Annotated in this window: 21 protein-coding genes and 1 riboswitch; of the genes, 10 read left to right on the top strand and 11 right to left on the bottom strand. The window is 48.7% G+C overall.

Going from position 1 to position 16,917, the window contains the following annotated elements:
* The first annotated feature begins 196 nt into the window (after window positions 1-196).
* Both EZJ49_RS10000 and EZJ49_RS09995 read left to right on the top strand, forming a co-directional pair.
* Complete coding sequence (locus tag EZJ49_RS10000) at window positions 197-1,744, top strand: MFS transporter (protein WP_262551948.1); 1,548 nt, start codon at window positions 197-199, stop codon at window positions 1,742-1,744.
* A gap of 156 nt (window positions 1,745-1,900) precedes the next feature.
* Window positions 1,901-2,872, top strand: coding sequence for a universal stress protein (locus EZJ49_RS09995; protein ID WP_262551947.1), 972 nt, complete (start codon window positions 1,901-1,903; stop codon window positions 2,870-2,872).
* Window positions 2,873-2,883: 11 nt separating this feature from the next.
* Here the strand turns inward: EZJ49_RS09995 and EZJ49_RS09990 are convergent, their stop codons facing one another.
* Window positions 2,884-3,399 carry a helix-turn-helix domain-containing protein gene (locus tag EZJ49_RS09990; protein WP_262551946.1) on the bottom strand — a complete coding sequence of 172 codons (516 nt, stop codon included), beginning with the start codon at window positions 3,397-3,399 and terminating at the stop codon, window positions 2,884-2,886.
* A gap of 578 nt (window positions 3,400-3,977) precedes the next feature.
* Between EZJ49_RS09990 and EZJ49_RS09985 the strand changes: the two genes are divergently transcribed.
* Together EZJ49_RS09985 and EZJ49_RS09980 are read left to right on the top strand one after the other, a co-directional pair.
* Window positions 3,978-4,604: a TetR/AcrR family transcriptional regulator gene (locus tag EZJ49_RS09985; RefSeq protein WP_262551945.1), complete on the top strand. Its 627-nt coding sequence runs from the start codon at window positions 3,978-3,980 to the stop codon at window positions 4,602-4,604.
* A 60-nt stretch (window positions 4,605-4,664) separates the two neighbouring features.
* Window positions 4,665-5,663, top strand: a complete 999-nt coding sequence (locus EZJ49_RS09980; protein ID WP_262551944.1) for an NAD(P)H-dependent flavin oxidoreductase — start codon at window positions 4,665-4,667, stop codon at window positions 5,661-5,663.
* On the opposite strand, the gene EZJ49_RS09975 is transcribed toward EZJ49_RS09980, so the two are convergent.
* Entirely contained in the window at window positions 5,649-6,134 is a 486-nt protein-coding gene (locus EZJ49_RS09975; protein WP_262551943.1) for a DUF4442 domain-containing protein, read from the bottom strand. The two genes, EZJ49_RS09980 and EZJ49_RS09975, sit on opposite strands and share 15 nt — an antisense overlap.
* A gap of 174 nt (window positions 6,135-6,308) precedes the next feature.
* Here EZJ49_RS09975 and EZJ49_RS09970 point away from each other — a divergent pair, with 174 nt between their 5' ends.
* Window positions 6,309-6,521, top strand: a complete 213-nt coding sequence (locus EZJ49_RS09970; protein WP_262551942.1) for a hypothetical protein — start codon at window positions 6,309-6,311, stop codon at window positions 6,519-6,521.
* A 4-nt stretch (window positions 6,522-6,525) separates the two neighbouring features.
* Here EZJ49_RS09970 and EZJ49_RS09965 read toward each other — a convergent pair whose 3' ends face one another.
* Genes EZJ49_RS09965 through EZJ49_RS09955 form a run of 3 tightly spaced genes read right to left on the bottom strand, consistent with a single transcriptional unit; the run spans window position 6,526 to window position 8,129 of the window.
* On the bottom strand, window positions 6,526-6,909 hold the full coding sequence (locus tag EZJ49_RS09965; RefSeq protein WP_262551941.1) for a DUF1634 domain-containing protein: 384 nt from the start codon (window positions 6,907-6,909) through the stop codon (window positions 6,526-6,528).
* On the bottom strand, window positions 6,906-7,721 hold the full coding sequence (locus EZJ49_RS09960; protein WP_262551939.1) for a sulfite exporter TauE/SafE family protein: 816 nt from the start codon (window positions 7,719-7,721) through the stop codon (window positions 6,906-6,908). The genes EZJ49_RS09965 and EZJ49_RS09960 overlap by 4 nt, the downstream gene beginning before the upstream one ends.
* 18 nt (window positions 7,722-7,739) lie before the next feature.
* Window positions 7,740-8,129, bottom strand: a complete 390-nt coding sequence (locus tag EZJ49_RS09955) for a hypothetical protein (RefSeq protein WP_262551938.1) — start codon at window positions 8,127-8,129, stop codon at window positions 7,740-7,742.
* A 49-nt stretch (window positions 8,130-8,178) separates the two neighbouring features.
* Here EZJ49_RS09955 and EZJ49_RS09950 point away from each other — a divergent pair, with 49 nt between their 5' ends.
* Window positions 8,179-9,417: an MFS transporter gene (locus EZJ49_RS09950; RefSeq protein WP_262551937.1), complete on the top strand. Its 1,239-nt coding sequence runs from the start codon at window positions 8,179-8,181 to the stop codon at window positions 9,415-9,417.
* Here the strand turns inward: EZJ49_RS09950 and arfB are convergent, their stop codons facing one another.
* Complete coding sequence (arfB, locus tag EZJ49_RS09945; protein WP_262551936.1) at window positions 9,418-9,822, bottom strand: alternative ribosome rescue aminoacyl-tRNA hydrolase ArfB; 405 nt, start codon at window positions 9,820-9,822, stop codon at window positions 9,418-9,420.
* Window positions 9,819-10,283 (bottom strand): OsmC family protein, encoded by a 465-nt coding sequence (locus EZJ49_RS09940; protein ID WP_262551935.1) that lies wholly within the window; start codon window positions 10,281-10,283, stop codon window positions 9,819-9,821. The genes arfB and EZJ49_RS09940 overlap by 4 nt, the downstream gene beginning before the upstream one ends.
* Before the next feature lie 132 nt (window positions 10,284-10,415).
* Here EZJ49_RS09940 and EZJ49_RS09935 point away from each other — a divergent pair, with 132 nt between their 5' ends.
* Window positions 10,416-11,999, top strand: a complete 1,584-nt coding sequence (locus tag EZJ49_RS09935; protein ID WP_262551934.1) for an Rnase Y domain-containing protein — start codon at window positions 10,416-10,418, stop codon at window positions 11,997-11,999.
* Window positions 12,000-12,182: 183 nt separating this feature from the next.
* Complete coding sequence (locus EZJ49_RS09930) at window positions 12,183-12,608, top strand: response regulator (protein ID WP_262551933.1); 426 nt, start codon at window positions 12,183-12,185, stop codon at window positions 12,606-12,608.
* Between the two features lie 61 nt (window positions 12,609-12,669).
* On the opposite strand, the gene EZJ49_RS09925 is transcribed toward EZJ49_RS09930, so the two are convergent.
* Window positions 12,670-13,245, bottom strand: coding sequence for a hypothetical protein (locus tag EZJ49_RS09925; protein WP_262551932.1), 576 nt, complete (start codon window positions 13,243-13,245; stop codon window positions 12,670-12,672).
* A riboswitch (purine riboswitch) is annotated at window positions 13,239-13,336 on the bottom strand. It overlaps the preceding gene by 7 nt.
* A 195-nt stretch (window positions 13,337-13,531) precedes the next feature.
* Here EZJ49_RS09925 and EZJ49_RS09920 point away from each other — a divergent pair.
* Window positions 13,532-14,566 (top strand): hemolysin family protein, encoded by a 1,035-nt coding sequence (locus tag EZJ49_RS09920; protein ID WP_262551930.1) that lies wholly within the window; start codon window positions 13,532-13,534, stop codon window positions 14,564-14,566.
* Here the strand turns inward: EZJ49_RS09920 and EZJ49_RS09915 are convergent.
* From EZJ49_RS09915 to EZJ49_RS09905, 3 genes are read right to left on the bottom strand one after another with little or no spacing between them, the layout of a single operon-like run.
* The gene (locus EZJ49_RS09915) at window positions 14,563-14,988 is read right to left on the bottom strand and encodes a sensor histidine kinase (protein WP_262551929.1); all 426 of its coding nucleotides are present in this window, start codon (window positions 14,986-14,988) and stop codon (window positions 14,563-14,565) included. The two genes, EZJ49_RS09920 and EZJ49_RS09915, sit on opposite strands and share 4 nt — an antisense overlap.
* Before the next feature lies 1 nt (window position 14,989).
* On the bottom strand, window positions 14,990-15,913 hold the full coding sequence (locus EZJ49_RS09910; protein WP_262551928.1) for a hypothetical protein: 924 nt from the start codon (window positions 15,911-15,913) through the stop codon (window positions 14,990-14,992).
* On the bottom strand, window positions 15,903-16,580 hold the full coding sequence (locus tag EZJ49_RS09905; protein ID WP_262551926.1) for a response regulator transcription factor: 678 nt from the start codon (window positions 16,578-16,580) through the stop codon (window positions 15,903-15,905). The genes EZJ49_RS09910 and EZJ49_RS09905 overlap by 11 nt, the downstream gene beginning before the upstream one ends.
* Window positions 16,581-16,705: 125 nt before the next feature.
* Between EZJ49_RS09905 and EZJ49_RS09900 the strand changes: the two genes are divergently transcribed.
* Window positions 16,706-16,894 carry a hypothetical protein gene (locus EZJ49_RS09900; RefSeq protein WP_262551925.1) on the top strand — a complete coding sequence of 63 codons (189 nt, stop codon included), beginning with the start codon at window positions 16,706-16,708 and terminating at the stop codon, window positions 16,892-16,894.
* Window positions 16,895-16,917: the final 23 nt, after the last annotated feature.

Here is a 16,917-nt window from a genome sequence, read left to right as displayed (position 1 = left end):
CTTCTCGAGTGAAAAGCATGAAGTTTTTGCAGCGTACCATAGAGTGCTCGAAAGAAAAATCGCGGAGGTCCCCCAGGATCACCACTTTCCCGCGCCCTAACACAATCTTAAAATAACTTCGGCAGAAACTCGGGCTGTTTAGATTGCCAAGTGCGCATTTTTCCTTTAGCTTCCTCGAAATTTTACCGGAGGTTCCATGGCATTACTACTCGTCAGCGCCTGTCTGTTCGCGGTTATTTTCTTGTACTTCAAGAACAATCCGCTGGGACATTCACGCAAGTTCATGATTCGTCGTTTCGTTAACTGGTTCCCTCTTGGTATGACCTATGCGTTCTTGTACATGGCACGTTACAACCTGAACGTTTCCAAGAATGCTCTGGGCGACATGATGACCAAAGAACAGTTCGGCATCATCTTTGCGGCAGGTACAATCACTTATGGCTTCTCTTTCCTTCTAAATGGTCCCATCGTCGATAAAATCGGTGGTAAAAAAGGGATCATCATCGCGGCGCTGGGCGCTTCTATCATGAATCTTTTGATGGCCGGTGTGACTTATCTTTATTTGATGGGCACGTTGAAAACCAACATGGTTCTGGCCTTCTCTGTTCTGTTTGCTTTGAACATGTTCTTCCAATCCTACGGTGCGGTTTCCATCATCAAGGTGAAAGCTTACTGGTTCCACGTTCGGGAACGCGGCATCTTTGGCGCCATCTTCGGCACCCTGATCTCCTTCGGTGTTTACTTTGCCTTCGACTGGGGACAGGCGATTGTCGAAGCCTCCACTTTGCAGCTGGATCATGCTCCAACAGCATTCCAAAGCTTCATTCGTCATATCTTTGCGATCGACACGGGTGTTACCAATGCCACCTGGCTGGTGTTTGCAATCCCGGCCTTCCTGTTGATGGTTTGGGCTTTGATCGACATGATTCTTTTGAAGGATTCTCCGGCAGAAGCCAACTTCGGCGACTTCGATACAGCGGACGCCTCCTCTGACTACGACGATTCCAACGTTAAAATCACAATCGGCTTTATGCTGAAAAAGATCTTCACAAACCCTGTGATGATCACCATCGCCCTGGTGGACTTTACTTCTGGTGTTTTACGTAACGGTATCATGCAGTGGTATCTGGTCTTCGCTCACGAAATGAAAGACAAAGATGCTTTGTTCTATGAAGGCTCTCAGTTCTTCATCAAAAACTGGGGTCTGTTGCTGTGCTTGACCGGTATCTTTGGTGGCTTCATGGCCGGTATCGTTTCCGACCGCTTATTCCAGTCCCGTCGCGGTCCTCCGGCGGCTATCAACAACTTCGTAATGATCATTCTTTTGATCATTATGGCCTTCAGCCTGATGTCCAATCCAACAGTATTGGGCATCGTAGCTGTTATGATCACTTTGACTGTGATCGGGGTTCATTCTTTGATGTCCGGCACAGCGGCTGCTGACTTCGGTGGTAAAAAGATGACAGCCACAGCATCTGGCATCGTGGACGGTTGCGTTTACCTGGGCTCTGGTATTCAGTCTTTGGCGATCGGCTATCTGTCTCACAAAAGCTGGACATACTGGCCTCTGTTCCTGATCCCATTTGCGGTGATGGGTCTTCTGCTTTCTTTGCGCATGTGGAATGAGCTTCCTAAAGCGACCAAGAAATACATTGAAGAAGTTGAAAAGGCCGAAGAAAAAGCACAAAAACGTGGTACCACCACGGCGATGTCCTCCTCTTCTGATCCTGCAACTTCCACATAGTTTGCAGATTTACACAAGCTTGCGATAAAGCCCGCCCTCTGGTGGGCTTTTTTTGTTTTAAAAGCCTCTGAGTGCCCCTTGTTTCCCAACAAGAAACCCGCCGCAGCCTTGCCGCCTACCCACCCCGCAGAGGCAAAATAAGAGCTGGGAGGTTCTATGAGAATCATCTGGGCATTGGATGCATTTGAGGACAACAAAGAACTTAACCAAAAGATGGCTGACTATCTGGCGCAGATCCACAAAACCACGATGGCGGAAATCGAACCGCTGTATCTGCTGCGGGAAAACGAAATCGTCCTTCCCACCTACGAAGTCCCTGCCTGGGTCACTGATCATTCCAAAACCGCAGAATCCCTTTTCCGCGAGGTTCTGACGGACTACAATCTTCCTTTCCTGAAAGATCCCAAAGTCATTCCTCACGCATCCCAATCCCATGCCGGGGCCGCTGAAGCACTTTCACAATATGCTGCCCGCACACAAACGGATCTGATCGTCGTGGGAAGCCACGGACGTCAGGGACTGCAACGTTTTATCCTGGGAAGCTTTGCTGAAAGCCTGCTTTTACAAAGCGAAATCCCCGTCTGCGTGATCGGCCCCCACACCGCACACACGCATGGGCCCAAGAATATTCTTTTCCCCACAGAGTTCGGGGAACATTCCAAAGACAACTTCCGCCACACGCTGGAACTGGCAAAAAAACTTCGCGCCAGCATCACCTTGCTGCATGCCATTCCCCGCCCCATTGAAAGCCTGTTTGAAATGGACACGCGTCCAAAGGTTTATAATTACAAAGGCCAGATGCTGTCCCTGGAACAAATCGTGGAAATGACCATCGAGTCGCAGTCTCACCGCGCTCAATACTGGGTCACCTGGGCTGAAAAAGAAGGCGTCACCGCACAGTTCATCATCGACAGCTCTTTTAAGGCCGTGGATGAACTTATATTGGAAACAGTAGAAAAAGCCGATATAGATATGATTGTAATGGAGGCCCAAAGCGGCCCCCTGAGCGCCGCCCTGCTAGGCAGCTACACTCGCAATGTCGTCAGAAAAGCCAATTGTCCGGTGTATGTGCTGACCCGGCACTTTTATGACAAACAAGAAGACCGGTTCACCGAACCGGCCCCTTAATAAAATCCAAACTAACCACGCACCTGAGACGGACGCATTGATGCCGGAAGTTTTTTATAAATATTGTTCAGGTGGGTTTTCAAAGTCGCCTTGGAAATAAACAGCTTTTCAGAAATCGCGGCATTGGTCATGCCTTGCAAGACCATTTGCATGATGCGGATTTCACTCTTCGTCAGGCCACGCTCCCGGAAGTAGGCTTCCTGCTTCTGGAACTTTTCTTCGCTTTCGTCCAAAGGATACAACAGCGTCGTGATCTTATCGCCGTCGTTAACAATCAGCGCATCCACTTTGTGTCCTTCGATCTCTGTGGCTTTAAAAAGCTTCATCCCTTCAGAAATGGCGGAGCATTCTTCGATGGTGCGATACAATGTCATACAGGTTTTTGTGCACTGCTGATCCATCATATTGCCGCAGGTGCGGATGCAATTGTCGTTCTGGAAGAGCACGCGCTTTTCCTGATCTTTCACGCACAAACCCAGCTTCGTTCCCAGATTGGCAAAGTGTTTTAAGTCTCTTTGTTCGTCCATAGCATCCCCTATTCTGAGGCTATTGTGCCTAAGACGCTGGCAACAAGACATGATCGAAATCATGAAATGCGATAATATCTTCTAAGTTTTAAGCACTACAAATGTTCGTAATCCTACATACTTAGGAAGCTTAATAGCCCCCGTCAAAATGTGAGGACCAAGCTTCAGAATCACTTTTCGCAACGCAATGTACGACATACTAATAATCAATACTTCGCAAGCTAAGCGATGCTTATTTGCTTATTTTATGTGCTTATTTTTGAAGTCATTTTTAAATTTTCACTCTGAGCTGCTTAGTAAAAAGTGAACTTACCTACGGCATTTTAGATAAAATAGACTGATTTTCTCTGTTTTATACCACTTTTTGATTACCATAGAGTAATGATTCTAGATTTTCGCCTGATGGAACCAGAATAAGACAATAGTTTGTGTTTCATGTTAAGATTTTGTAAAGACGTACTCTCCGGAAGGACTTCGGTACTATATTTTGATACTTAAGTAACCAGTATTGAATTACAGTCCCTGATGACCGAATATGAACCTGAGCCAAGTTTATAAACCTCAAAAAGGAGGAAACTATGGGTGCAGCTCCACAAACTCACACAAACGCTGACAAGAAGTACATGCTGAAAATCCCCGTTCAAAAACGCTCTAAAGAGACGGTGGCAAGCATTGTTGAATCCTGCGCAAGACTTCTGGTCCAAGAGCCCTACCACGCGATCACTACCGACAAAATTGCCGAAATGGCTGGCGTGAGCATCGGTTCTCTTTATCAGTTCTTTGCCAATAAGGAAGCGATCGTCGCTGCGGTGATTGACGATCTTCTGCAAAAAGACCTGGCATACATTGAAGAAAAACTGGCTCATCTTCAATCTCCGGATCTGGATGCAAAGATTCATGCCTTCATCGACATCGGATTTACGCGCTTCCATGACAACCGTCCTCTAAGAACGGCCCTGCAAGGCGTTCAAGGCATGCTGGATTACTGGGAAACACGCCGTGTGTTCTTTGAACACTATCAAAAGGCCGTCCTTGCCCACATGCCGGTATATCCGGGCCGTGACCGCGAAATGATGGCTTTATTCGTGGTGTCCTGCTTCAACAACATTCTGCAATTGGGACTTTTGGGTCCTCAATCCCCAGAACACGAAGAAGCAATCAAAAAAGAAGTCTTCACTCTGTTCAGCAGATACCTGAAGCCTTAAAAAAGACTTGCGTCCTTTAAGCCTCCTCGTATCCTTATTCAAGGCGAGGAGGCTTTTTTTATGCTTAAAAAGATCAAAACCGGTTTTACAGAATCCATGGGTATTGATTACCCGATTATCGCCGCCCCCATGTTTCTGGTCAGTAACACCGATATCGTGGTGGAAGCCAGCGAAGCCGGAGGCATCGGCACCTTCCCCGCTTTGAATTACCGCCCGATTGAACAATATGCCGAGGCCCTGAAAAACATCAAAAGCCGCACCAAAAAGCCCATTGGCGTGAATGTGATTGTGAATAAAAGCAACACTCGCCAGGCTCAGGATATCAAAGTCGCCCTGGATCACGGCGTGGACTTGTTTATCACTTCTCTGGGAAGCCCCAAGTCCGTCATTCAGGATGCCCACAAAAACGGAGCCAAAGTGCTTTGCGACGTCACCAACCTGGAACACGCAATGAAAGTGCAGGATCTGGGAGCCGATGGGGTGATCGCTGTGGGCGCTGGAGCTGGCGGACATGCCGGGCCGATCTCTCCACTGGTTTTGATCCCGTGGCTAAAAACCGAATTGCAAATCCCCATTGTCGCTGCGGGCGGGATTGCTCATGGTTCGATGATCGCCGCTTGCCTTGCCTTGGGTGCTTCCGGAGTCAGTGTGGGCACCCGCTTTATTGCCAGTCGTGAAGCACAAGTGGATGCTTCTTATAAAGATGCCATCGTCAAATCCACACCGGAAGATATCGTGATGACTACAAGAGTTTCAGGAACGCCTGCCGCTGTCATCAACACGCCTTATGTGCAAAAAATGGGAACAGACCTCCCGTGGGCAATGAAGGTTCTAAAAGAAAATAAAATGACCAAGAAATACATGGTGCCATTGATTCATCTGATGGGAATGAAATCTTTGGAGGAGGCTGCGCAAAAACCCACCTGGAAAACCGTCTGGACAGCCGGCCAATCGGTGGGTCTGGTCGATGACATTCTTAGCGTGCGGGAGATTTACGCCAAGCTCATCAACGAATATGATGAGAGCGTAAAGAATCTTTCCACTCTAGGACTTCAGTGATCGATTGCGCACGGAAAGAGTGAGCTCGTAAGTCATTACGGGCTCTGTCTCACTCACAGAAGGCACCACGGCGTAGCCCTTCATTTTTCTTTCAATACGTTCAGGATTGGTTTTAGCCTCTTCAATCAAGGCCTTTACAGCCTCGACTTCGTCACAAATAAAGTGAACATCCCCCGCCGCCCGCTTCAGATACTGCCCGGTAAAATCCTTGAAAACAAAATCGATCTTCATTTTGCTTTCACTGATTGCCGCCACCGCAGCAGCGGCAATGGAAAGTTCCGCACCGATTCCCAAAGCTCCGAAGTACATGGAGTTCAGGTGGTTCTTCGTGCGATACCCCAGCGGAATTTTCAGCACGAATCTTTTGTCGCCCGCTTCAATCACGCGCGGACTTACAAACAGCACCAAGGGGATTTTCATCAAGCCATAAAGATGTACGAACAAAGTGAATTTGAGATTTTTAGTATTCATATTTAAATCTTAGGACCGCAGCCCAGAGATGGACCAGCACTTTTACCTGACACCTCGACCTTTTGACAAAATGCGAAAGCAGGCGTGTACTAAAAGCAAATCCCTGCCTTTTTCCTGACCCCTTGACACTGGCCTTCAAAGGAGAGGATATAAGTGAGAGGGGTCTTTCTATTCATGGAACAAACACCACCAAAAACCAAATTTCTGGATCGCTGGACACCACAGGTCCTGCGTGAAGCCAAACAGGTTTTCCGCGAAGGCGGCCTGAAAGGCGTTATCCGTCGCTACGGCTGGAAGTTTTTTGCTGTGTTTTTTGCGTATTATTTAATTCGCGACGTGACCATTTACATTCTGATCCCGTGGTACGTCGCCAAAAAGTTGATGTGATTCTTTAGATGTCAATTCCCAACAGGAAGCTGCCAACCAAAGCGATAAAGACGGCAAAAGCCATGATCGCCAGCCCCTTGTCTTTTTGCTTGATGAATAAAACCCCGGTCATCAACACACGAATCAAAGGCAGGCAAACCAAAGCCACCAGCCCAAACAAGGACACCAGTAAAGCCCGATCATTCATCACCAGAGCCCAATGAATATTTTCAATCAAAGGCCGGGGTTCATAACTTGTGAACGTTTGCAGATTGTCCCCGTCACGAAACCACATCCACAGCCAACCGATCAAAAGAAAGATGCCGGCAAACAGGACCCCGCCCCGCAGAATCTGACTGATGATAAGCTCTAATTCATGAAGGGAGTCTTTTTTAGGCTCTGCACTCATTTCAGCCCCTTGATGATCATCTGAATGGAAACGACACCCAAAACCACCACAAAAATCTGTCGAATGCGAACCGCCGGGATCTTCACCATTGCTTTAGCTCCGACAAAAGAACCCACGATAATTCCCACAGCCACCGGAGCCGCGATCTCCGGACGAATATCCCCGCGCAGCAGATAAGCCCCGGCACTGGCCGAAGCGGTCACACCAATCATAAAATTGGATGTTGCCGATGAAACTTTGATTGGCAGCTTCATGGCTCCATCCATCGCCAGCACTTTGAAAATACCGCTGCCAATCCCCAACAAGGCCGACATCACCCCGGCTCCAAACATTGCAAAAAGTCCCAATGGCACATTCTGCACTTTGTAGGGAATCATGCGATGTTCCTGCTCCGGGTATTCACCATCGAGCTTTAATTTTTCCGCCCAAGGATGGTTTACCGTGGAAATATGTTCACCACGCTTACGCAGCATCATCACCGCTGAAAAGAAAAGAAAGACACCGAAAAGCAGAAATAAGAATTGAGCTTTGATAAAAGACGAAACCAAAAACCCAACAATAGCCCCACTGACTGTTCCCACTTCCAGAAACACAGCCAGACGCAAATTTGTCAGAGAATCCTTAAGGTAACTTGCCGCCGCCCCGGAAGACGTTGCCACGATAGAGATCAGGCTTGCTGCAATCGCATACCGAATGTCGATATGATAAACCAATGTCAAAACCGGGACGACAATAATCCCGCCACCAAGCCCCAGCAGGGCCCCCAGAAAGCCGGCGCCGACAGAAGTAAGCAACAACAAGATCTCAGGCATCAGACGGATGAACTCCCTTTATTGGGGACACTCATACAAGCGCACCAAACGCGCGCCAAAGAAAGTGTCCTTTTTGGTAAATTGCCAAGGTGGATATGGCAGGAAGACAGCTTCTGCACACTGACCGGGTTGAGCCACCGCCCACTGACGGTCTTCAGAAGACGCTGTGTAGATTTCACCTGTTTTGGTATCCTTAATGCCGATGGCAAAAGAGAACACCTGAGACGTGATATTTCCTTCAGCACGCGTGACTAAAGCCACCGGGATCTCCACACGCTCAACGCTTGTGATCTGCCCCACAACAGTCTTGGAGAAAATGACGCTGTAATTCGCCAGAATCACCCATAGAAGAACACCGATAATCAATAGAACCAGAACAAACTTCGTAAACTTCCAAATTGTTGCCATATCAAAGGCTTATCGGTAAGTTTGAAACACGTCAACAAAAAGGACCCCCGTGTTTTCCAAACAAGAAAAAGTTCTTCTCGCCATCCTGGCATCCATTCAGTTCAGCTCCATCGTGGATTTCATGATCATGATGCCGCTGGGTCCGCAGTTGATGCGAATGTTCTCAATCAACCCGCATCAGTTCGGACTCCTCGTGTCATCATACACGTTCTTTGCGGGTTTAAGCGGCTTTGCCGCCTCTTTCTTTCTGGATAAGTTTGATCGCAAAACAAGTCTGCTGTTTTTCTTTATCGGCTTTTCATTAGGAACGATTGCCTGCGGCCTTTCACCCAGCTACGAACTTCTGCTTTTCGCCCGCGGCCTGACTGGTGTCTTCGGTGGCGTTCTGGGTTCCTTGGTGCTTTCCATTGTCAGTGATGCGATCACGTATGAACGCCGTGGAAGCGCCATGGGCGTGATCATGACCTCTTTTTCAATGGCCTCTATCCTGGGGGTTCCCTTCAGCCTGTTTCTGGCCAATGAATACAACTGGCATGCGCCGTTTATTTTCCTGGGCGGCACTTCGTTGCTTTTGTGTGCGCTGATCTGGTTTAAAATCCCCTCCATGCGCAAGCATCTGGATGGCCCGCAAAACAAAGAGCCTTTGTGGAACACTCTGACCCGCATTGCAAAAAATAAAAATCAGCGCCGCGCCCTGTACTTCATGTCCTCGGTGATGTTCGGACACTTTGCCATTATTCCGTTTTTGTCGCCTTCACTGGTGGCCAATGCCGGCCTGACCGAAGCGCAACTGCCGTTGATGTACATGATTGGCGGCGCCTTCACGATTTTCTCCTCTCCGTTCATTGGCCGACTGGCCGATCGCTTCGGGAAGCATCAGGTCTTTTTATGGGGGGCTTTGGTCACACTGATTCCCTATGCCGTGATCACCAATTTAGGCAATTCCCCGCTATGGGTGGTGCTGGCCATCTGCGCTTTCTTCTTTGTGGTTTCCGGCGGGCGCATGATCCCGGCAACGGCTTTGGTTTCCGGAACAGCCCGTCCGCAGAATCGCGGCAGCTTTATGAGCATCGTCAGCTGTGTGCAGCAGTTGTCGTCAGCGGTTTCCAGCTACATTGCCGGACTGATCGTCACCACAGGGGCCGACGGGAAGCTTGAACACTATTCCGTGGTGGGTTATATCGCCATCGCCTTTACATTTGTGGCGATCTTCCTGTCCCGCCGAATCGAAGCCATCGAAGGCGGCGGTCATGAAACCAAAACCCATCTGGCCGAACCAGTGGTTTAGTCAGTCTTTGATTTTCTGTCTGAGATTTTTGGTTTCCGAGTGCCTGCGCTTGCTATCCAGGCGCTTGCGCACAGAGCTTTTGCTGGGTTTGGTTGCCACGCGCTTCTTAGGCACAAAAAGAGCCTTGCGCAAGATCGCATGCAGACGCGCAATACACTCTGAACGATTCTGATCCTGATCCCGGTGCACATCACTGCGAATCACCAGATCACCCTCTTCCGTCAACTGGCCTGCCAGTTTTTGCAACAGGCGCATTTTCAATTCTTCCGACAACACCTGGGATGAAAACAGATTCCAACGCAGAATCGCCGCTGAGTTTGTGCGGTTGACATTCTGACCACCCGGCCCGCGCGAACGAGCGTAGGTAAAATCCAGCTCTGCAAAAGGAATCTGAATCGAAATCATTCAGAGGCACTTTCAAACTGTGACTGGCCGTCGCCGATTTTCTGATCGTTCAGGAACACCTGATAGTGAATCGGCGAAGCCTTCACAATCATCGCACTTACGCCGCAATATTTGGTCATGGAAAGATTCACAGCCTTCATCGCCTGCTCGGGCTTCACATCCCCGCCCTGAATACGGAATTGCAGTTCAACGGTGGTGAAAATGGAGGGATGCCCTGTCGTGGTGTCAGTTTCCGCATTCACCTCGCAGGATTGAAGATTGACTCTCATCTTTTTTAGAATGGAAACCACGTCCATTCCCGTGCAGCCACAAATGCCGGCCAAAACCAGCTCTTTTGGACTTGGCCCTTGGTCCTTGCCGCCGAAGTCACTTTTTGCGTCCATAGCAACCTTGTGGTCGCGAATTTGCGACTCAAAACCCATTTCCCCCGTCCACTTCGTTTGACACGCCATATGACCCATTACTGCCTCCTTAAACGTCACTGAAAATGAGCCTACCGCTCATAACGCCAGAAGTAAAGAGCCCCCGGGGGGACGGAAAATTTGCTTTGCACGCCGTGAGAGAGTTAGAATAACGGGGTTAGGAGTACCCTTATGATTGCAATGATTGCTACAGCCATAATTGGAATTGTCGCCGGTGGTGGTTTGGGCTGGGCCTTGCACAAGTTTCTAAGAGCGCGCACTCTGCGCCTGGCCCGTGAGGAAGCCCAAGATATTATCGACGAAGCCAAAGAAGCCGTTGAGCTTCGCAACCTGGAGGAAAAAGAACGCATCCAGGAAATTGAAATGGAACTTTGGACAAAAGTGGAACCTGAAATGCTTAAGGCGGAAGGCCGCATTGAGGATTTACAGGAAGTGGCCAACGAAAAGAAAGCCAAAGCTGATGCCATTGTTCAGGAAGAAAAAAAGAAGCTGCAAGAGCGAGAAGCTGATGTAAAAACTCAGGAACAGGCCTTGCGTGGCCTGGAAGCCGAACTGAACAAACTCAAAGACGTTCAAAAAGGCCTGAATCAGGATCTGGTCAGCAAACTGACCGAGCGCCTGGGAACATCTGCGGAAGAATTTAAAACCCAGCTTAAAAATCAGATGGAAGAGGAAACCCGCCGTCGTGCCGCTCGTATCGCACAGGAAACTGAAGCCGATGCCAAAGAGCACGCCGAACAGGAAGCCAAGCGTGTTCTAAGTCTGGTGATCGACCGCTTCGCCCGCCCTTATTGCGCCGAACGCGGCATTGGTGCGGTGAACTTCCCGGATGCACACATCCGCAAACTGTTCTGTGATCCGGCCGGAAATAATATCAAAGCCGTTCAGGAAGCCTGCGGTTGCGACATCATCGTGGAAGAAGGCATGGAAATGGTCGGCGTTGCCGGGTTTGACCCTGTTCGCCGCGAACTGACTCGCCGTACTTTAGAGCGCATCTTCAAAGAAAAGAAAAACATCAATCCGGATTTCATCAGAAAAATTGCTGAAAACCAGAAGAAGGAACTTTTCAAGAACATCAAGCACGATGGTGATTCTTTGGCCAAAGAACTGAAACTGGAAGGCTTAAACGCCGAGATCCGCCAGATGATGGGATCTTTGCGCTATCGTTATTCCTTTACACAGAATCAGTATTTCCACTGTGGTGAAGTCGGCTGGCTGGCTGGCCTGATGGCGGCAGAGCTGGGGCTGGATATCAAGAAAGCCCGCCGCGTGGGCATGCTTCACGATATTGGTAAATCCATGGACCACACTGTGGAAGGCGGACACGCCGTGATTGGTGCGGATTTCATCGCCGCCCGCGGTGAAGCTCCGGATGTTGTTCACGCCGTTAAAGCCCATCACTTTGACGAACAGCCTTCGACAGATCATGCCTTCCTGGTTATCGCAGCCGATGCGGTTTCAGGGGCTCGTCCCGGCGCTCGTCGTTCGACAATTGAGTCCTATAATCAGAAAGTTTCTGAACTTCAGGACATTGCCCGCAGCTTCCCTGGCGTCACCGACTGCTTCGTTTTGAGCGGCGGACGCGAGTGTCGCGTTATGGTAAACGGCAAGAAAGTCGATGATACGCAGGCTATGGATCTTTCCCGCAAGATCGCCGCTCGCATTGAGGAAGAGTGCAATTACCCAGGATCAATTAAAGTGGTTGTGGTGCGCGAAGTCCTTGTCACAGAACAGACCAGAAAAGAGCTTGCGTAATATATACGCGAGCTCTGTCTGCATTTTAGCAGACCTTCCATTAAAATCCCTTCATGGTAGCTCTTTTAGAAGATTCTCGGATCTACATCGGTTCAAATAATCGAAGTAGGAGCTACCGCAAAATCGTCCCATTCTGTAACAGATGCGCTTTTTGTGAGCTCCCCGATAAAAAGGGAGATACTCATGGTGCTAGAAACAAATCTCGAAAAACAACGCACACCTCGCGTTCTGGTGATCGATGATAGCTTGGATTCCGTGAAGCTTATGTCTCACATCCTGGATCACTACAAATGCGATGTCACGATGGCTTTCGACGGTCAAGATTCCATCCCACTTCTTGCGAACAGACATTTCGATTTGGTGATTTTAGACTGGCAAATGCCACAAATGGGCGGTCGCGACACTCTTTTATTGATGGATCGCCTTCTGACGGAAAGAAAGGTTCACAAGATTCGCAAACCCATCCCGGTAGTGATTTACACAGGTCACAGCGAAGAGGAACTGGATCTGCCACTGGTGAGAAACTTCACCTATATGGGCTTTATTAACAAGCGCCAGGCCTTCAGCTCCATGATGAGATCATTTAATTTTATTTTGCGTTCTATCTAAGGGAACTTGGGAATGCATGCAAAGGGACTTCGGGCAGGATGTCCGAAGTCCCCGAACTATCCTAAGGCTTTGCGCAAAGGCCCTGGCTTTGGCAACGAAGCATGTCTGTGCGATGATCGTGCATCTCTTTCAGAGTGTAAGCCAGCTCCACATCAAACCCCTGAGATGCGGAACCCTTCTGGGCAATAGAGAAGAACTCTTCCACTTCATCGAACAATTCACGCTCAAAGGCCTGATGACTGGAAGTGGAACGGAAGAATAAAGGCTTGCTGGAATTATTGTATTTCAGGAAACGGGCTCTTTGATCCATGGCTTTTTTCAAACCACCACGCACGTCTTTCCAGCATTTTACTTCCGCGATTTTGATCACTTTATTCTGGCGAAGATCCATAATCACGATATCCAGTTCACCAATAGTGCGGGAGCCATCACCGTAAGCAATCCCCACTTCCACTTTGTATTGCGGAGCCGGGAATTCCTTCTGCATATCCAAGCGAGCCACTTCTTCACAGATGGCACCGGAATCTTCATAACTGCGCGGGATGCTTTTCAGCTCTTCAAAATCCTGAGCCCAATCCGCGAATGCAGAACCGGAAGCCAGAAGAAGCAGGGACGTTAACAGGACGAACTTTTTCATAAGATAGTCTCCATAGTCGGACATTTACGGCGCCCGGTAGAAACGCGACCCCATATCGGTCACTTATACGGTTAATGTTAGGCACCTTAATGCCTTAGCTAAGACACAAAAGGCAAACATAATGTCCTCAAGTCTTACGACACGGCGCATACGCAAACACCCTACTAGCGCATTGTCCCTTTCGGAGAAGTTCTCGATACGCTAGATTAAGTGCCTATGGACCCAGACCCTTACCCGAAAACGTTATCCCTGCCCCTGATGTGCTCCCCTTTGCGTGGAGCTTCCTGTGACTGAGTTTATTGTTGTTGCCGCCTGCCTGTTCGTGAACATGCTGCTTTCCGGATCGGAAATGGCTTTTGTCACGGTCAATCGCCAGCAATTAAAACGACTGGCACCGACAAATAAAAATGCCCGCCGCCTGTTGCGCTTAAAAGAAAACCCTGAAAGGACTCTATCAGTCATTCAGATTGGTATCACTTTGGTGGGTGCGATTGCCGCCGCTGTCGGTGGTGCCGGAGCAGAAGAAGCCTTAAGCCCTTGGCTGATGGAGACCTTCAAAGTTTCCGAGCACAGTGCTGAAGCTATTGCCATCGGAATGGTCGTTCTGCCGATCTCTTACCTGAGTGTCGTAGTCGGCGAACTGGTTCCGAAAACCCTGGCTTTGCGCAATCCTTTGACGATCGCTCTGTGGACTTCGCAAGGTCTTTATATCGGTGAAAAACTTCTATCCCCGGCCGTCACCGTGCTGGAATGGTCCACAAATGTGGTCCTGAAGCTTTTTACTTTCGGACAAACACATGCCGGTCAAAAAGAAGCCCATATTGAATTTGAAGATCTGCCTCAGCAGACCAAACAATATGTGGTGAATCTGGTCAGTGCGGATAAGAAAATGGCCCGCGAAATCATGCTGCCATGGAAAGACGTGATCTTCGTTCGCAAAGCAGACTCTTTAGAGGATGTTGAAACCATCATCATGAACTCGCGCCACACTCGCCTGCCCGTGCTGGATGAAGACAATGAAATTGTAGGTCTGATCAACACCAAAGAGTTTCTGACCGCACGCCGCTATGGTGAATCCGAGTGGCAAAATTTGATTCGCCCGATCCTGCGCTTTAAATCCTTTGAACCCCTGTTCCGCATCCTTTTAAAAATGCAGGAACAAAAGTCGCACATGGCAATCATCTATGACCAGACCAAACCAACAGGTCTGGTTACGATGGAAGACATCTTTGAGGAAATCATCGGGGATGTCTTTGATGAAGACGACGATGGCCTGATGAAAAAGATTCTGGCCTCGAAATCGCGCCGCCGCCCCATTTAACTTTCAAAGGCCGGGAATTTAAGCACAGCACAAGCTCCCCGGCCCGCTGAAGATCGCAATTCAAAATTCCACGAATACAACACCACCACGGACTGCACCCAGGCCAGCCCCAGGCCGGAGCCTTTTTCCCTGCCCGAACGATGCGGGCCTCGATTAAAAGGTGTCCCCAGTCTTTCCACCACTTCAGCAGGAATTCCGTCCCCCTGATCCTGAACCTCAATGACAGAATCTTTCACAGTGATACTGACCAAATCACTGGTGTGCTTTAGGGCATTGACCACCAGATTTTCAATCACCTGTTCCAAATGCAAAGGGTTGGACAAAATCTGAAAATCCGTGCTTACCACCACCCGTCCATAACCTGATCCCAGGTCAATAAACCGACACCCTTCCGAAGGTTTGATTTCCCGTAAAGCTGTCAAATCACCAATTTTCCGTATTAGCCAGATCCGCCCAATCCAAAAAATTGGTGATTGTGCGTGAAACCCGATTCAGCTGTCTCTGCACTTCCTGATACTCTTCCGAAGCAAAACGATATTTATCCTGCAACTTTTCCACTTCACGATTCAGCAGCGTCAACGGCGTCTTGATTTCATGAACCATTTGAAAGGTCCATGACTTGGTGAATTTATTATTCAGATTCACCCGGCGAACCAAGTGGGAAATACCCTCGACCAGATTTTTAAATTCATCCTGTCTTTTCAGACCCAAAGCAGCGGGGGCCAGCATTCGTGCCGGAACATCGGGGATTTCCTTCTTGCTGGCCAGCATTTCAACAGCTTCGCGCAGAAAACCTTCCAAATCCCGCACGGGTGAAAACAGCTGTGCGGATAAGAACCAGGTCATAATTAACACCAGCACAACAATGGAAGCCACCAACACGACCGAACGACTGGTCAGCGTGGACCAGAAAATAAAATTGGAATCCGTAATGACCCCCACCTGCAAAGTGCGGTTGGGAAACTTTGGAAAACTGAGATTTAAAACCCGAATCAGACGGCCATCCTGTTCAATGGTCACCCAGGTTGGAGCGCGCGGGATGCTTAGTTCCAGCAAGCCGACGTTGTCGGTCTGAAATAAAACTTCATCTTTGGTATTGCGCACGACAAAGAACTTTCCGACACGATCGGGCCCCAGCTCCTCTGAAATCATCGCATTGGCGATTTTATAATCATATGTCTTCAGGTCGGAAAGTTCGGAATCAACAATGGCCGTGGCTGTTTCACGGATCTGGTCATCCAGAAAGAACAATCTTTCACTTTGATAGAAATAGGCCAGCAAAAACGTGATGCAAAGACTGGTGAAAACCAGAGTCAACAGTGACAGCAAAAAGAATTTAAGCCTCAAGCCAATACCCCACGTTGCGAACGTTTTTGATTTCCGATCCCGAGCGATGCGTTTCCAGCTTGCGGCGCAAATTATTCACCGTGGCTTCGACCACTTTGGATTCCACATCCGCTTTGGTATTCCAGATTTTTTCCAGCAGAACTTCCTTGGGAAAAACCTTGCCGGGATGATTGGCAAAAAGTGACAACAGGGAAAACTCCTTCTGCGACAGGTTCACCAGTTCGCCCTGCACTTCAACCTGACGGGTGGCCATATTGATTTCAAGTCGTCCCACTTTTAAAATATCAGAAGACGAAACCAGCATAGATCTGCGCCCCAAAGCCTTAATACGCGCCACCAGTTCAGAACTGGAGTAAGGTTTGGCCACATAGTCATCCGCCCCTAAATCCAGCAAACGTGCTTTTTCGTTGCTGGTATCAATTGCTGATAACACCAGAATCTTGGTGTCGATAAATTGCTTTTTGATCCTTTCCACGAAATTTGCAGAATCCTGCCCGGCGATAATCCGGTCCAGCACCACGATCTGAGGATAAAAGGACTTCGCCTCCAGCACACCTTGCAGTTCGGAAATAGCCTGCACCCATTTTACAGTCCAGCCATTGGACTCAAAAGTGATCATAAGCCGCTTAGAGATTTCGTCGTCGTCTTCCAGTAAAAGGATGTTCATGCCCCCACTATAGCCGTAACGGAGGGAAGTCTCAATATGGGTATTTTTCGAGGTTAAAAGCTTTTTTATTTTCAACGATTGTGGCTTTACAGGCTTTTGCTAGGCTCATCAAAAAGGAGTCTTTAATGAAGTTTCAATGGATTGCACTACTAGCTTTGTCTTTCGCTTTCACCTCCCCAGTTTTCGCTGGTGGCAAAGTTTCCAAAAAAGAAATGAAGGCATTTCAACAGTCTTGCAAAAGCGAAAATCCAAATGCGAGCAAAAAAGAAATTCGTAAATGTGTAAAAGAAAAAGCGAAAGCGGCCAAAGCCTAAGCAACAAACAAAACTCGACTAGA

This window comes from Bdellovibrio bacteriovorus (assembly GCF_025558485.1).
Classification (GTDB): Bacteria; Bdellovibrionota; Bdellovibrionia; order Bdellovibrionales; family Bdellovibrionaceae; genus Bdellovibrio; species Bdellovibrio bacteriovorus_G.
The sequence above is the reverse complement of the archived record's forward strand: the minus strand, read 5'-3'. Positions and strand labels throughout refer to the sequence as shown.

Bases quoted from the DNA above. Each gene is read 5' to 3' on its own strand.
- EZJ49_RS09940 (WP_262551935.1), bottom strand. From the start codon at position 10,283: ATGGGTCATATGGCGTGTCAAACGAAGTGGACGGGGGAAATGGGTTTT.
- EZJ49_RS09960 (WP_262551939.1), bottom strand. From the start codon at position 7,721: ATGCCTGAGATCTTGTTGTTGCTTACTTCTGTCGGCGCCGGCTTTCTG.
- arfB (WP_262551936.1), bottom strand. From the start codon at position 9,822: ATGATTTCGATTCAGATTCCTTTTGCAGAGCTGGATTTTACCTACGCT.
- EZJ49_RS09905 (WP_262551926.1), bottom strand. From the start codon at position 16,580: ATGAACATCCTTTTACTGGAAGACGACGACGAAATCTCTAAGCGGCTT.
- EZJ49_RS09990 (WP_262551946.1), bottom strand. From the start codon at position 3,399: ATGGACGAACAAAGAGACTTAAAACACTTTGCCAATCTGGGAACGAAG.
- EZJ49_RS10000 (WP_262551948.1), top strand. From the start codon at position 197: ATGGCATTACTACTCGTCAGCGCCTGTCTGTTCGCGGTTATTTTCTTG.
- EZJ49_RS09980 (WP_262551944.1), top strand. From the start codon at position 4,665: ATGCTTAAAAAGATCAAAACCGGTTTTACAGAATCCATGGGTATTGAT.
- EZJ49_RS09965 (WP_262551941.1), bottom strand. From the start codon at position 6,909: ATGAGTGCAGAGCCTAAAAAAGACTCCCTTCATGAATTAGAGCTTATC.
- EZJ49_RS09930 (WP_262551933.1), top strand. From the start codon at position 12,183: ATGGTGCTAGAAACAAATCTCGAAAAACAACGCACACCTCGCGTTCTG.
- EZJ49_RS09975 (WP_262551943.1), bottom strand. From the start codon at position 6,134: ATGAATACTAAAAATCTCAAATTCACTTTGTTCGTACATCTTTATGGC.
- EZJ49_RS09970 (WP_262551942.1), top strand. From the start codon at position 6,309: ATGGAACAAACACCACCAAAAACCAAATTTCTGGATCGCTGGACACCA.
- EZJ49_RS09935 (WP_262551934.1), top strand. From the start codon at position 10,416: ATGATTGCAATGATTGCTACAGCCATAATTGGAATTGTCGCCGGTGGT.
- EZJ49_RS09955 (WP_262551938.1), bottom strand. From the start codon at position 8,129: ATGGCAACAATTTGGAAGTTTACGAAGTTTGTTCTGGTTCTATTGATT.
- EZJ49_RS09900 (WP_262551925.1), top strand. From the start codon at position 16,706: ATGAAGTTTCAATGGATTGCACTACTAGCTTTGTCTTTCGCTTTCACC.
- EZJ49_RS09925 (WP_262551932.1), bottom strand. From the start codon at position 13,245: ATGAAAAAGTTCGTCCTGTTAACGTCCCTGCTTCTTCTGGCTTCCGGT.
- EZJ49_RS09985 (WP_262551945.1), top strand. From the start codon at position 3,978: ATGGGTGCAGCTCCACAAACTCACACAAACGCTGACAAGAAGTACATG.
- EZJ49_RS09995 (WP_262551947.1), top strand. From the start codon at position 1,901: ATGAGAATCATCTGGGCATTGGATGCATTTGAGGACAACAAAGAACTT.